Raw genomic sequence first — 15001 nt, forward strand, 5'->3', positions numbered from 1 at the left:
AACTCGAGTTTTTCTTATTTGTAATAAGGATAGGCTGTGTTTAATTTTCAAAAGATAATTTTTTCAAAGTTTTTGTTTTTTGTATTGAATTTTTTAAATGAATAATTACGTTAAGTCAGATCAAATTCCTGGCCACAACGAATAAAACCAGCAAAACCATGCGATTGGGCATCGGGTAACTCTCCATCATTGTAATGATATAACCAAAGCTTTGCTTTAATTTTTGGATCCAACGTATCTAACTGATTGAAATGGGCATGTACGCCGCTGGGGGTTTCCATAGTTTCGCAATCGTGAAAAATAAGCGTTGCATCACGATAATATTTTTCAAAACGCTCTGGAGTAAACCGCGCATCGGTAGTAATGAAGAATGTTTTTCCTTTATAGCCAATGGCTAAACCATAGCTTGGCATCAGCTTCATATTGGAATAAATATGAATGGTTTGAACTAAATTCAGTTTCACCCCTTCCCAATTAAAAATGCGCTCGTCATTGATTAAATGAACCTCAAAATAATCACTCAAAATTGCCTCTCTATCATCAAGTGTTTTCAATCCTCCACTTAAGCTATGCTCCCATAATCGATGAACTAAATCTTTATGAATAATTAACTCAGGCGATCCCTTAGAAGAAGCAAACTTACGTTGAAAGGCAAACCATTCGATCCCACCTATGTGATCGGCATGTAAATGACTAATATAAACCGCATCAATATCTCGAGGAATATAACCCGCTTTAGTTAATGAAAAACGGATATCCGTACCACAATCTATCAATAGTTTCTTACCACTATCCGTTAGAAGTAGCATATTTGATTGAAAATTTCCGAAATCCGTTCCGATACCGCTGCCCGCCCCTAAAAATAACAATTTCATTAATAATCCCTGAACTAAGTTAAGGATCAAGTCCGAGCTTGTCCTAAAAATCCCTAATAAACAGATATCTTCTTCATTAAAGAATAGCATTTAAAATTAGTTATTAGAAATAGCTCAAGTATTATAAATGAGCTATTCTCAATGTAAGTTGATAAGCCAAAACGAGAGAAACGTGCTAGGAAAACTTCATCTTAAAAACACGCGTCTTCTATACCTTTTTTTCTTCTTTCTAGCAATCACTCTTGCAGGCCTTATCTTTTGTTTGTTTTTATTAAAACACATTGCTGTACAAGAAGTTATCGATGGAAATGAACGTTATCAACTATATTCGTTAGCGAACCAACTTCGCCAGACTTCTGATGATTTAACCGAGATGTCGCGTCTTTATGTAATCACAGGTGAAAAAAAGTACTATGATCACTATAATGAAACCTTAGGAATACGCAATGGTACCGCACCTCGCCCTTTAAATTATGACGAGTTGTATTTGGATTTTGTCCTTGGCGATAAGCGCCCCCAACCTTATGGCCCAGGAAAATCATTAGTGGCAATGATGCTGGAACATCGTTTTACTCTAAAAGAATTCTCCTTGCTGACTGAAGCGGAGCATCAAAGCAAAAAACTTGCAGAAACCGAAATTAAAGCGATGAATCTTGTTAATGGAAAATATCAGGATAAGTCAGGAAATTACACGATTATTGGAAAACCAAATCAGCAACTAGCCCAACAAATGGTCTTTGGAGATGACTATTTGCAAGCAAAATTAAAAGTAATGAAGCCCTTACAGGAGTTTTTTACTCTGGTAAATACTCGAACATTCTTAATCAATGAAAAGATTGATCGCGAAATGTCAAAAATTATCGCTTTAGCACTTGGGCTCTCACTTTTATCAACACTGCTTATGCTCTTTTTTATCATTCATGCATTAAAAACATTATCTAAAGTAAATGAAGAAAATGATCTTTTATTATTGAATATTTTGCCAGAGTCGATTGCCTCACGCTTAAAAATGGGAGAGGAAGATATTGCTGATGAATATTCCCAAGCCAGTGTTATGTTTGCAGATATTATTAATTTTACTCAGTTAACTGGACACTTGGGGGCAAAAAAAACAGTAAATATTTTAAATCGATTATTTGCTGAACTCGACAAACTCACCGAAAAATATCATATAGAAAAAGTCAAAACCATTGGTGATAACTATATGGCTGTATCAGGTGTTCCTGAACAAACAACACGGCATGCAATCAATATGGCGAATTATGCTTTAGCTGTTCTTGACAAAATGCAGGCTTTCAATCAAGAAAATCAGATGCAACTCCAATTTCGTATTGGCATCACATATGGTACTGTCATTGCGGGGATAATTGGCCATAAAAAATTTGTTTATGACATATGGGGAAACGTGGTCAACTTAGCCAGTCGACTGGAAGAAACCTCTCTTCCCAATAAAATCCAAATCTCGGAAAAAATGGCTTTTATGCTCCAAGATGAATTCATTGTTGAACCACGGGGAGTTTTGGAAATGAAGGGAATTGGTGAAGTAAAGACCTATTTTCTTGTGAAGAAAAAAGAAAAATAAAACTACAGAGTTTTATTCGCCTTTATGGCACCGAGGACATATCCCATAAATATTCAATGCATGATCTGTCATCTGGAAATGTGCATGCTCAGCTATTGTTTTTTGTCTTTGTTCAATGATTTCATCAACAAACTCTTCAACACAACCACATTTGATGCAAACAAGGTGATCATGATGAGCTCCCTGGCTCAATTCAAATACTGAGTGTCCCCCTTCAAAATTATGCCGAGTCACTAATCCTGCTGCCTCAAATTGAGTTAATACGCGATAAACTGTTGCAAGGCCAACATCCTCTCCTGTTTCTAATAGTGCCTTGTAAACGCCTTCCGCACTTAAATGATGATTGGGAGATTGCTCTAATATTTGCAATACTTTTAAACGCGGTAAAGTAATTTTCAATCCAGCATTCTTAAGCTGCTTACTTTCTTCCATTAATGCTCCAGGTGTCTTTCAGTAAATGACGTGTTATTATGGCGAAATTTTTCACGATAGGCAAAAAAAATGAGAATAATAATTTTTCTACTTGGAATCGTATGTACCCTAACTCTTACCCAATGTTCTTCTTTTGATCTATCTCGGCGCGTAGTTCAGCAGGGGAATTTATTACCACAATCAAAAATTAATCGTCTCAAAATAGGAATGAGTAAAAATGATGTTGCTATATTAATGGGAACCAGTTTATTAAGTCCCACATTTAATAATGATCGCTGGGATTATGCCTACACCTGGCGCAGAGGCCGTGGCTATATGACTATGGCAACAGCGAGCTTGTATTTTCACAACGATCGATTGACACATATAGAGCGCAGCAAACTAAAGCCAGGCGTAGCATCGCTTAATCACCCAGATGTTAATCAAGAATAACCAAAAAATGATGGGTATTGTTTGCATGTGTTGCAGCCTATAACCAGGGTGATGGCTTATGTCCTCTCACTCTGGTTATAGGCTATGCGCGCCGGCGAGTGCTTGTTGCCTTTTGACGTCGTTTTTCTTTTGGATCTAAAACCAAAGGCCTGTATATTTCTACTCGATCACCTTCTTGAAGCATGTGCTCCAAAGAAACTTGTTTTGCATAAATTCCAACGGCCATGTTTCGCGTTTCAGGATGAGTATCGTATATTCCTGATACATTAAGGGCATCGAAAACTGTTGCCCCTTGTTTTAGATCTAAAGTCATATGTACTGTACTTTTATCTACAGCCACATAAACCAACTCAACCTTCACCATAAATTACCTTGGCTCTTTCACAAAAGGAATCGACCATTTTATCCGTTATTTGTTCAAACACGGGGCCAAGCAGCATGGAAAACATGCGCCCTGCAAATTCAAATTCCAAGTCAAACGAAACGTTGCATCCCTCTTCCACTTCATCAAAACGCCAAAAGCCCTCTAAATGACTGAATGGACCATCAACAAGACGAATTTCGATCATTTTATTAATTTGTAATCGATTCCGTGTAGTAAAGGATTTACTCATTCCTGCAGCACCAATAACTAAAGTGGCCTGCACTTCATCTTCATCGCGATGATGCACTAAGCTTTCTGTACAATACGGTAGAAATTCCGCATAACGCTCTACTTCATTCACCAACGAAAACATTTGCTCACAGGTATAATTGACCGTACGAGACTTTTTCACTATGGGCATTATGCTTCTCCCCGAATTTTATGTCTAAACCAAAGACTCAAATCTTTAATTTCCTCAAAACAAATTGAATGTTCCATAGGATATTTATAATAAGAAGTATGTTCATATCCCTTTTTCAGTAACCAATCTTTACTAGATTCAGTCCATTGAGGTAAAACCAGGGGATCGAATTGTCCTGCCCCCATAAAAAAAGGTGTGCTTTTATCCAGATTTGACCTGGTCTGCGCAGCTAAAGGTAAATAAGCAGACAAAGCAACAACGCCTCCCAAGCGAGCCGGTGTATGAAGAGCTGTATGCAAAGCCATAGCTCCTCCTTGTGAAAATCCTGCCAGGAAAATTTGATTGTATCTAAAACCATCATTTAATTGTTCATCTATGACTTTACGAATCAGTGATTCCGATTGTTCAATCCCTTCTTTATCTTCCCTATCAATTAATTTGACACCGATAATATCGTACCACGCAGGCATGACCATCCCACCATTTAATGTAACTGGGCGTTGGGGGGCATTAATAAATACATGGCGTATCGCTACATCTGCAATCGTTAACTGATCGACCAAACCCATCATATCGGATGCATCAGCCCCTAACCCATGCATCCAAATAACACATGCTTGTGTTTGAGCCTGTGACTCATTTATAAATACATTCAAAACAAATCCCCTCACAGACAAAAAAAGAGAAATTATCGCTAATGCATCAACACAGTGCAAGTTATATACTCTCGATATTTTATAGAAGCCTTATTTGATTAAATAAATAACAATTTGTTTCACTTAAGCCCATGAATATTTTATTTTTATTCAATATGCATTATAGTTCGCTAGTGTGAATTAATAAGCGGCATGAGATGTTTAATAAAGTAGAATCATTTACCCTTACGATGCTGGGGACCGATACAGTATATACCCCCACTCTAAAAAGCAAGAAGAAAACCAAGTCCTTAAAAAAGGGGGATACAGTACAGGAATATTACCCTAAGGGAGAAACTCTAAGTATTGTTTCTACATTAATTAAAACAGAAGAGCGCCCTCTAATTAATCACAAACAACTTGCTCCGTATCAATCTTCGGAAGTCGCTGTTGTTAATGGGCCCAAAACAGATGGAAGCGATGTTGGCGAAAAAATTGGAATTGGCCTGGGTATCGCTTTAAATGCTCTTGTCCGTGGACAAACTGAACTTAATGATATCGCACACAGCAGAGGCGGGGTTGAATCTGTTCTCATCGCGCATGAACTCGATGCGATAAAAAAAGCCATTAATTCTTGTGAAAATCTCGAACAACTAATCAAAGAGCTAACACAACAACAAACAGCCAGGAAAAGTGGCAAACCTTTTAATAACACTCCTGATATTATTAAATCTTTATTAACCCAACTACCTAAAGAAAATCAAGACCAAGGGCGATGGTTTAATGCACTAAAAACTAATATTGCCAATGCATCAATGAATCTTTTTATCATTGATCCGGTTCCTGGAGACTGTTGGCCAGTGACATGGTATGACGAACGTTTTTTTACTCTTCCATCTTTTGTGAAACATGCTGAATTCGTCTATTACGAAAATGAACGCTCTGATTGGGGCTTTACCCCAATCTACGTTGAGGCTTCAAATCCTGAACAAACAATAGTTCGACATACCCTGCCTGGACATCATGGTACAGGTTCTGCCGGAAGTAATGCATCACAACAAAATGTTGTCGTTTCCCCTGATAAAACCAAAGCGACACACGTGCAAAAATTAATGATTTTTAAATTACTTAATTTTTTAACATCACATGGAGTTGCATTTAAAGACGCACGAGAAATTTTTCATGAGCCTACCGGCTTAGGGAAAAAATATCTCGCTTTTCTTAAAGAAATGGACATTAGCGAGGGCATTGATGTAGCAGATCTTGATTTCCCAACTATTTTTCGCAAGCTCTATGACAAAATTTATGAAAACAGATCTGCATATGAAGCGTTTAATGCAACTCATTACACATTTATGGGCGTGGCTCCTCAAAGAAAAATGCTGCGCACCAGCCATAAATACGGTCTTTTAACAGAGGTTTTTCCTAAAAATATCGGGTATGTTAATGAAGAGCACAGTACCTTAATGAAAGAGTATTTTTTCAAAATACTTCAAGTTGATTCACATGAAGATCATAGCTTGCCTGCTTTGATAAAATCAGCAAAAAATGTATTATCTAAAAACATTAGAAAAATATCTAATCTTTCAGCCTCCCTTACTGAGCACTCAATTGCAGCAACAGCAATACTTGACAGTGAAAGTGCACGCCAAGATGTTTTAAGTTCTTTTGGTGCATTAATACAAAGAGTAAACCAACAATATCTTACCGATGATTGGAGTGAGGAGAAAAAGCAAAAAGAGAAAGAAGAGCTGTTTGCAGCAGTCATTGACATATTTGCCGAGTTTACTGAATTAGCAAAAATAGAAAATGAAACGATAAAAAAATTTGTATCAGACCTCACTGATTTGAGTTTAAAAGGAATAATTCAGACTGTTGGACAACAGCATGCAAATTTAGAAGAAGAATTTACGCGTTTACAAACACCAACAGATGCAAATTTAAAATACTTTTTTAATGCCTTATTAACTCAGATCAATAAAGATGAAAGGTATTCAGGCGCAGAAGTTAATCCCGAAATTATCAGGATCTTTGACAGCGAGGAGTTTGCTCGATTAGCAGATTATCCAGTCAGTATAAAAATAGCTTACATCTGCCGACAATTAGGGGAACAACTACCTAAAGATAACAGTACGGAAGAAAGTTTAGTTGAACAACTTACTGAACGATTTAAGGAGCATCATGGCAGCTCTTTTGATGAATTTGAAAAATTGTATCATCAAATAGGGGTCTTTATTAATGATACTGCGGCACTAGGCCGGTTATTTGTAACTGAGGAAGCCATTTTCAATAAACATGAACTGTCTCTTCGAAAAAAAGCCGAGGCCTTAATCGACATCGCAGCACAAAAATTTTATCGAGACCGACCCAATGCACTGCCTGCGCCTGCAGAAAAAGGAACATTCCAAGAATTAGTTGAACGCCATGCCATCAATAAATACGGTGTAGTTGATAGACTCAAACAAGAAAAAACTGTTTTAGAACATGAAAACGAAGAACTTGCTAATCGCATTAAAAAGTTGCAAGAGCAAATTACGGAAAAAGTGGAGCAAGAAAGAAGAACGAATGCTTCATTAATTGCCGAAAAAAGCAAAAAAATCAAATATCATGCAGCACTGAATGATAATAAAGAAGCTGAGTATTTACTGCTTATAAATAAAAAGCTCATTCCATTAACGGAAGAATATTTAGCGTTACTCAAGTCTCAATTATCCAATAGACCTAATGAATTGGAACAAGATGATGAAATAAAAAAAGAGGATGATAAGATTAATGTTAAGATTCAAAAGGTAACCGGACTGCTTAGAATTTTGCAAAATAAAGAACATATTCCCCACCCCCAAATGCGCTTGCGCTTATTTTACAAAAAAATGGACCTTGCTGAAGCAGAACTCAAAAAGCATCGTGATGGGGAATGGGACCGCTATTGTCAAAATGCCTTAATCGCCGCAGGAATTCTTTTAAGTTTTATCGTCCCAGGATTAATTGCACTTGCAATTTATACCCATGTGGGCTATTCATCAACCAAATCATTGCTCTTCTGGAAATCCGCTGGAGAGAATGTCATCTCTACAATGAATAAGCATAGACAAGGGCTTGATTTAGCAACTGAAGATGTGGATGAAGAAGAAATACTCATCGATGACTTATCAATATAGTTGAAACTTGGAGACCTGAGGAAATGCAAGCATGACTCGGGTTTCTTCCAGACCTACTTGAATTTTTACTTAAATAAATGGATAGTTACCCTCTAACTGTCAATTAACCTGGTGCAAATGAAACAAATTTACTTTTTATTTATGCTTTGTATCCCCATATTCTTATTAGGTTGTGGGCAAAAAGGACCTCTTTATTTGCCAGAATCAGCAAAAAATGCCACAAGTAATAAATAACTAGTAACGCAATGGGCAAAAATTATGAAAATTAAATTTACCAAAATGCATGGCTTAGGCAATGATTTCATGGTGATTGATGGGATCCATCAGAAAATCAACCTAAATCCCCAACAAATCGCCAGTATGGCTCAACGCAACACCGGTGTTGGTTTTGATCAATGCTTGCTTATTGAATCCAGTCAACAGGATGGTATCGATTTTAACTATCGAATTTTCAATGCAGATGGCCAGGAAGTTGGTCAATGTGGTAATGGAGCACGTTGCCTTGCTTTATTTGCAAAATACTACGGTTTAATTGATAAAAATCATTTAACTGTGGCGACCTCGACTACAAAGATGAATTTATATATCAATTCAGATTCAAGTGTCAGTGTCGATATGGGTATTCCACAATTAACCCCATCAGTCATCCCGCTCAGAACGAAACACCAAGCCCCCGAATATTCTTTGAAGCTTCCGCATAATCAAAAAATAAGCTTACATGCACTCAGTGTGGGTAACCCGCATGCGGTATTATTGGTAGAGGATACAGAAACAGCCCCAGTCCATACTCTGGGGAAACAAATCAGCCTGCATCCAGATTTTCCTAAGCAGGTAAATGTTGGATTCATGCAAATTGTCAATTCAAAGCAGATCAAATTACGAGTCTATGAACGGGGCTGTGGAGAAACACAAGCATGCGGAAGTGGCGCTGTGGCAGCAGCCGCTGTGGGACGTTTATACCACCAATTGGACAAACAAATCAAAGTCACGTTACCTGGGGGTGATTTATTTATTGACTGGCCAACATTGAATGAACCAATAACCTTGACTGGTCCAGCCGTCTTTGTTTATGAAGGCACGCTATTCTAAAAAAACAGATATTATCCCAAGAGCTCTATTGACTTATCTATCATAGGGACATCGCTTTCTATGCAAAATTAACACAAGTATTGAATTTTATTTACAAAGAGTTATTCTGAAAGAACGCCTCACACTTGCACCGTTCCAAAAATTTACATAAAACTTCTCTCGAAACTCGCCACGGTAAACAAATGCGAGAAGAAGCGGAGTGCAGAACCTGAGTGTACATGGAGTACATGAGATTCGAGCGCCGGCTGATACAGCAATGTGTCAGAGTAGAGTTTTGGGGGAAGTCTATTTTGGAAACTGGTGCTTGACTAAAAGGAGAGTGCCATGACAGGAAGCAAAATACAAAGTTTTGATTTATTCAAAGCCGCTATGGGAAACACAGGGTATTTAACGGAAATTAATAAGGATGTGGAAAGCCAAGCCCAATTTTTAACAACTCTTGAAGAAGGAAATTTAACACTCCCAAATATTCTTGAATCCATTCAAATAGTTAAAAATACAAAAGTAAAATCCCTTTTGATTATTTACTTATTAAGTCAAAAAGAGTTCTTGTCTTCTTTAAAAGGGGATTCATTATTAAACAGATTGACTCTTCAAGATGTCCACATTCCTTCACGTCTTAACTCCCTGATTCATCAATTAGATTTGACAACGCTCTCAACTCAATTTATTGGTAAATTGGAACTTGAAGCAGCAGTCAGTGTCCTTTGCTCAGTTCCTCATTTTCATCAGTTAACCAAGACGCAAATAGAGGCTTTAATTGAGCGATATCCACTCTATGAAAGACATAAGGTTCTCACTTATTGGATCAATCACTTTATCTCCATGCCTAATGCCCATTACATCTTGGCTCATTTAATGAACATCGCCGGACACAATATTATTGATGAATTGAGTAAAATGGATCCCAATCAGAAAGAAATCGTCATTCTCAATATTATTGAACATTTAAGACTATTTAATAACATACCTATTAAATTCCTGGATCATGCGAACAAAGAATCACATTTGATTTTGGCGATACGTTTTTATCTTAATGGACATTATAATAAAGCCTATGCGAGCTATATTAATCAATTATCTAAAAGATTATTAGATAAAAACCATTCTTTTTCACTCGAAGCAATTGAGTTACTTTTTTTCCTAAACGATAAGCTTGCATTTAAAGAGTTAGCAAAAAGAACAGCCCATTTAACAAATCGCTACTTAAGAAATAATGCACTAAAAGGAAATGTGGCATTATTTTATCAAAATAATCGAATTAACATTCAAAGAATGCTGCAAAATGTTCATTTGAATCCACTCCTTGCAGGGGGAGGAGCAAAAGAACACAAACTATCGGCTGATCCCGATGAAAATCCCTTCATAGAAGGATTAATTAAACATGACAAGTTGATTAATTGTTTTGAATATTTCTTAATACACTATAAAGGCAATTCTGAGTCAATTGGGAAACTAATTAATGACTACATGGATTTTTATGAGCAAGCTGAAAATCTCGCAACTCGAGCCAAAGCAATACACCATATTGGTTTCATGCTAGGACGATCTGAGTTAGACGGAATGATTAAGGAAGCAATCTTTACCGCCTTTTTAAATCATCCTGATTTTTTTGATGAACAAGTCAGTTACCAATTATTTTTATTTGACGCAAAGAGAATCATTCGTTATTTTGGCCTACGTGGAGGAAAAGAAAATTATCAAAGAGTTATTGAGTTGTGTACTTTGGCACTAAAAAATCTGAACTCTGAAAAAAATCAAGAAATTATTCTCATTGCTCAAAAAGCGCTTTCTGAAGCCCAGCATGAGTTACGTTTTTCTAAAGTACAAGGATTTTTTTCTGGATTGATCAAATGGATCAAACGATGTTGGACTTACGGATGGACTGGTTTTTTTAAACCTAACTCACCCGATTATGTTGTTCCAGAATCATTGGGTCTTAGGCAAAAAAATAAAAGTCCATCCAAAAATTGGGAAAAAAAATCCATATCGCACCAGGAGTCAGAAAAAGATCTTCCGGATTTATTAAACGAAATCCGTCTTCCCTTAGCACAAGAACAATTTGAAGACATCATTAAGGCATTAGATAGTTACTCTTTACAAATAATGCCTAAAGAAGAGTTAAGTACAAGACAAAAACTTCATCGTCTCTATCATTATGTAATGAATCGTAAAGAAGATAATGAAGGACTTTATCGATGGTTAAAAGACAATCAAAATCCATTCATTATGAACCAATTTCGTTTATTGGAATTGATGTTAAAAGAAAGGCCTCGTAATGATGTAGATTCATTACTTGCGCAAGTCAAAGAAGATTCAGACCATCTGCACTATATTTCCAACGAATTAGATTGTCTGTTGCCTGAACTGGTAATCAAACCCAGCACTAAGCCTTTAAAAGGTTCGGAAAGCTCTGACTTTGTAGCAAGCGCAACTAAGGTTCTTTCTGAATATACTTGCGAAGCTGCCATATATGCACAAAGTGCATTTCATTGGGCTGAGGGCTTTTTTGCGAAAATGAAGAGTCCTGCAAAAGAGGAAGAGACCTTTGAAGTAGAACATATTGATTCTTTTGAAAAAACAATCAATAGCAAAGGAGTTACGACAACTTAAGTTTCCAACGCTTATGCATCCAGTTCCATTGCTCGGGATGAGCTAAAATAATACGTTCTAAAGCTTGATTATAAGCTAATGTGTTATAATACAGTGATTCTTGAGCACTTCCATAGTCTTTCCAAGGGATTGGATCATAAAACTCTAAGACATGTTTTCCATTAGGCAATCTATAGCCCGCTGCAGGAATTACTGGGACTCCAGTATAACGAGATAAAGTCGCTAAGCTACGATAAGTTCCTGCCTTTACTCCAAAAAACTCTACAGCAATACCGTCTCGATTAACCAAAGAAGCATGTTGATCAAGAACAAAAATAACTGCATGATTTTGTTCCAAAGCAGCACAAACCTTATCTAGAGAGTTCTTTTTCGGGATAACATTTAGACCTACTTGATAGTACTGTTTAAATAAACTACGTTCAATAAATTTGATTGATAAAGTACGACGGATAAAGTGAAACTGTCCTTGAAATTCTTTAAAATTTAAAACACCACCTATTGGCGCAACTTCCCAATTACCAAAATGCCCCGTAAGAACTAACACCCCTTTTTGTTGCGCTACAACTGCCAACATGTTTTCATGACCACGAACCTCGACGTGATTACGTAAATCATCTTCAGACATAAAACGCAATTGAATTGCTTCTTTAAAGGATTTAAGTAAATGCGAGTAATATGATACAGCAAGTCGCTTTTTTTGTGCGTCATTTAATTGATTACCATAAACGCGATCAATATTTGCCATAATGACTTGCCGCTTATAGGGTAAAAATTTATATACGAATCGACCCAGCAAGCTTACTGGCAATTCATTAATTTTTCGATCTAATTCAGTCACAAGCTTTGATCACCAAACAGGCATTCATACTGGCAAACCCACGATTAATCGTCAATGCATAAGGCCCTCTTTTTAGAGCCTGATGTTCTGCACTTACAGATAAACCGTGACAACTGGATGCAATATTTTGCAAATTAGCAATACCGGGCACACACTTAGATGAAAGCGCATAGGTTGTCATTACTGCATCGATCAGCCCAGAAGCACATATAGTATGTCCCATAGACCATTTGAATGCGGTTACTGGAATTTCCTGCTGGACAAAAACATTTTGTATCGCCTGAGATTCGCTATAATCCGATTTGCTATTACCATTCCCGTGGGCAACAATAAAACCTAAATCATCCGCATTGAGTTTAACATGGTCCAGAGTACGTTGCATCAATTCAGCCAGTTGCTGTCCGCTTGTATCCAGAGAAAATAAACCTTCCGCTTCTGTGGTTGATAATCCTCCAATAATCTCTCCATAACACGCTGCTGAGCGCGCTCGCATGCTTGCTTCACTTTCCAATATCAAAGCAGCAGCACCTTCAGCTAAAATTGTACCATCATGCGCCGCATCAAAAGGTTTTAAATGTTGCCTACTTAATACACCTAATTGCTCATAGTAAAACACAGCCTGGGGTTCAGCTATATCATAGGCAACAACCACGGCCCGCTCTGCCTGGCCGCTGCTAATAGCATGATATGCCTCCAATAAAGCTTGTGTTCCACCTACTGCATGATTCGTTACATTATGATTGGGACCTTTAAATTCATAGGTGATTCCGGTGTATGCAAGAACATTATTAGGTAATATTCGCAATAACCACATCGGATGAACTGTTTCGAACAGGTGCTCTGCAAATTGCTGCATATTACCTTGAGTTTTTGCCAGCAAGGGCAAGAAGTCATACTGTTGAAAATATTTATTTCCAGGAGAACCCACAAAAACAGCAGTTTGTTCATTAAATGAATTAGGATCCTCAAGAGTATCGCGATAAGCAATCATTTGACTGTGTTCGATTGCTTGTACTGCAGCATTAATTCCCATCACATCCTGGCGTGAAATAACTTTCAGCAACTTACGATCAGGTAACATTTTTGCAGGATTAAAATCTTTTAACTCTCCAGCCAATCCATGCGGCCAACTTGATAAATCCCAGTGGGTCATTTTAGCAATTCCGTTTTTACCAGAAAGAATCGCATCCCAAGTAGCATCAGCGGTAGTGCCTGACGCAGTTAGGGCGCTTCGCCCAGTAATGAATACTCTATTGCCCTGACTCATACACCTGCTCCTTCAAACTCAGGATGCTTAAATAACAAGCAACTATTTGAGCCGCCAAATCCAAAAGAATTAGATAAAACCACGCCTACAGATCGTTCACGCGGCCCATCAACTACATAATCTAAATCACATTCTGGATCTGGAGTCGTTAAATTGGCCGTCTTGGGTACCTGTGCATGTTCTATGGATTTAACGGATAATACCGCCTCCAGCGCCCCTGCCGCAGCAATCAAATGTCCGGTCTGACTTTTAGTCGAACTTACAGGCAAGTTCGCGATATGTTCCCCAAAAACTGCTTTAATCGCATTCGTTTCACTTAAGTCATTCATCTTGGTCGAAGTACCATGTGCATTAATATAATCCACATCGGAGGCCTGCACTCCTGCATCCTGGAGAGCGCGTTCGATTGCTTGAATGGCTCCATCACCATTGGGATGTGAATCAGTAATTCGATAAGAACTTAAGGAATTCCCTTCGCCGGCCAACTCTGCATAAATACGAGCACCACGGGCTTTTGCTTTACTCCATTCTTCCAAAATTAAAAAAGCGGCACCTTCTCCCAAGACAAAACCATTCCGCGTTGCATCAAAAGGGCGACTCGCTGTTTCAGGTGTACTGTTATAAGTAGATAAAGCGCCTAATAAGCAGAAACTGGATAATCCCAAAGGATTAATCATCGAATCAAATCCGCCAGCCAACATAAAATCAGCTTCGCCCCGACGAATGACTTGCATCGCCAACCCTAAAGCTTGTCCCCCTGAAGCACATGCTGTATGTACTGAGGAAGCATAACCTCTGATTCCGAATTGTTGTATCAATAAAGACAATCCTGAGTTTGGGGTTGTTTTACCAAAATCAGATAATTTGTAAAATTCGTGTGTATTAGCAAGCAATCGTTCCCAATCCGCTTCACCATCTTGTGCACAAATTTGTTGAAATCGAGACAGATAGTCAAATTCAGCAGTCATCATACCGCTACCCGTAACTACGCCCCAGTGTGCTGCCGTTTGTTCTGTAGGCAAAATCCCTGCATCATCAAATGCTTGTTGCGCTGCCTCAAGCGCATATCGCGTAAACGACACAGAAAAACGACTACGTTTTGTGTTTAATTTGGGATCGAGTGTAAAATTTTTTACCTCAGCTGCAATATAAGCTGGAAAAGCACTGGCATCAAATTGCTTGATTTCAGCAATTCCTGAACGGCCCTCCAATAAATTGGACCATGTGGTCTGCACATCAAGTCCTAAAGGAGAAACTGCTCCTAAACCTGTAATAGCCACTCGTCTTTTTTTCAC

Annotated in this window: 13 protein-coding genes and 1 pseudogene; 6 read left to right on the top strand and 8 right to left on the bottom strand. The window is 37.9% G+C overall.

Translation table 11 applies throughout. The annotated features are described in order from the left end of the window. Positions 1 to 110: 110 nt before the first annotated feature. Positions 111 to 875, bottom strand: coding sequence for an MBL fold metallo-hydrolase (locus LXO92_RS16710; protein ID WP_182350656.1), 765 nt, complete (start codon positions 873 to 875; stop codon positions 111 to 113). A gap of 172 nt (positions 876 to 1047) precedes the next feature. Between LXO92_RS16710 and LXO92_RS16715 the strand changes: the two genes are divergently transcribed. After that, positions 1048 to 2457 carry an adenylate/guanylate cyclase domain-containing protein gene (locus LXO92_RS16715; RefSeq protein WP_182350657.1) on the top strand — a complete coding sequence of 470 codons (1410 nt, stop codon included), beginning with the start codon at positions 1048 to 1050 and terminating at the stop codon, positions 2455 to 2457. A gap of 12 nt (positions 2458 to 2469) precedes the next feature. Here LXO92_RS16715 and fur read toward each other — a convergent pair whose 3' ends face one another. Continuing rightward, positions 2470 to 2889: a ferric iron uptake transcriptional regulator gene (gene fur, locus LXO92_RS16720; protein ID WP_182350658.1), complete on the bottom strand. Its 420-nt coding sequence runs from the start codon at positions 2887 to 2889 to the stop codon at positions 2470 to 2472. Between the two features lie 38 nt (positions 2890 to 2927). Between fur and LXO92_RS16725 the strand changes: the two are divergent. Continuing rightward, positions 2928 to 3321 (top strand): annotated as a pseudogene (locus LXO92_RS16725) (outer membrane protein assembly factor BamE). An 82-nt stretch (positions 3322 to 3403) separates the two neighbouring features. Here LXO92_RS16725 and LXO92_RS16730 read toward each other — a convergent pair. From LXO92_RS16730 to LXO92_RS16740, 3 genes are read right to left on the bottom strand one after another with little or no spacing between them, the layout of a single operon-like run. Then, positions 3404 to 3685: an RnfH family protein gene (locus LXO92_RS16730; RefSeq protein WP_182350660.1), complete on the bottom strand. Its 282-nt coding sequence runs from the start codon at positions 3683 to 3685 to the stop codon at positions 3404 to 3406. Continuing rightward, the gene (locus LXO92_RS16735) at positions 3672 to 4106 is read right to left on the bottom strand and encodes a type II toxin-antitoxin system RatA family toxin (RefSeq protein ID WP_182350661.1); all 435 of its coding nucleotides are present in this window, start codon (positions 4104 to 4106) and stop codon (positions 3672 to 3674) included. The genes LXO92_RS16730 and LXO92_RS16735 overlap by 14 nt, the downstream gene beginning before the upstream one ends. Next, positions 4106 to 4762, bottom strand: a complete 657-nt coding sequence (locus LXO92_RS16740) for an alpha/beta hydrolase (RefSeq protein WP_182350662.1) — start codon at positions 4760 to 4762, stop codon at positions 4106 to 4108. Before LXO92_RS16740 ends, LXO92_RS16735 begins: the two co-directional genes overlap by 1 nt. 197 nt (positions 4763 to 4959) lie before the next feature. Between LXO92_RS16740 and LXO92_RS16745 the strand changes: the two genes are divergently transcribed. From LXO92_RS16745 to LXO92_RS16760, 4 genes are all read left to right on the top strand, one after another. Next, positions 4960 to 7899: a hypothetical protein gene (locus tag LXO92_RS16745; protein ID WP_182350663.1), complete on the top strand. Its 2940-nt coding sequence runs from the start codon at positions 4960 to 4962 to the stop codon at positions 7897 to 7899. Positions 7900 to 8016: 117 nt separating this feature from the next. Beyond that, positions 8017 to 8133 (top strand): LPS translocon maturation chaperone LptM, encoded by a 117-nt coding sequence (gene lptM, locus LXO92_RS16750; protein ID WP_182350664.1) that lies wholly within the window; start codon positions 8017 to 8019, stop codon positions 8131 to 8133. A 24-nt stretch (positions 8134 to 8157) separates the two neighbouring features. Then, the gene (gene dapF / locus LXO92_RS16755) at positions 8158 to 8988 is read left to right on the top strand and encodes a diaminopimelate epimerase (RefSeq protein WP_182350665.1); all 831 of its coding nucleotides are present in this window, start codon (positions 8158 to 8160) and stop codon (positions 8986 to 8988) included. Positions 8989 to 9312: 324 nt separating this feature from the next. After that, the gene (locus LXO92_RS16760) at positions 9313 to 11601 is read left to right on the top strand and encodes a hypothetical protein (RefSeq protein ID WP_232891332.1); all 2289 of its coding nucleotides are present in this window, start codon (positions 9313 to 9315) and stop codon (positions 11599 to 11601) included. Here the strand turns inward: LXO92_RS16760 and LXO92_RS16765 are convergent. Genes LXO92_RS16765 through LXO92_RS16775 form a run of 3 tightly spaced genes read right to left on the bottom strand, consistent with a single transcriptional unit; the run spans position 11588 to position 15001 of the window. Then, positions 11588 to 12439, bottom strand: coding sequence for a lysophospholipid acyltransferase family protein (locus LXO92_RS16765; protein ID WP_182350667.1), 852 nt, complete (start codon positions 12437 to 12439; stop codon positions 11588 to 11590). The two genes, LXO92_RS16760 and LXO92_RS16765, sit on opposite strands and share 14 nt — an antisense overlap. Continuing rightward, a complete protein-coding gene (locus LXO92_RS16770) occupies positions 12432 to 13706 on the bottom strand; it encodes a beta-ketoacyl-[acyl-carrier-protein] synthase family protein (RefSeq protein WP_182350668.1) in 1275 nt (424 codons plus the stop codon). The genes LXO92_RS16765 and LXO92_RS16770 overlap by 8 nt, the downstream gene beginning before the upstream one ends. Further along, a complete protein-coding gene (locus LXO92_RS16775; RefSeq protein WP_232891333.1) occupies positions 13703 to 15001 on the bottom strand; it encodes a beta-ketoacyl-[acyl-carrier-protein] synthase family protein in 1299 nt (432 codons plus the stop codon). Before LXO92_RS16775 ends, LXO92_RS16770 begins: the two co-directional genes overlap by 4 nt.

Source organism: Legionella resiliens, assembly GCF_021344005.1.
GTDB lineage: Bacteria > Pseudomonadota > Gammaproteobacteria > Legionellales > Legionellaceae > Legionella > Legionella resiliens.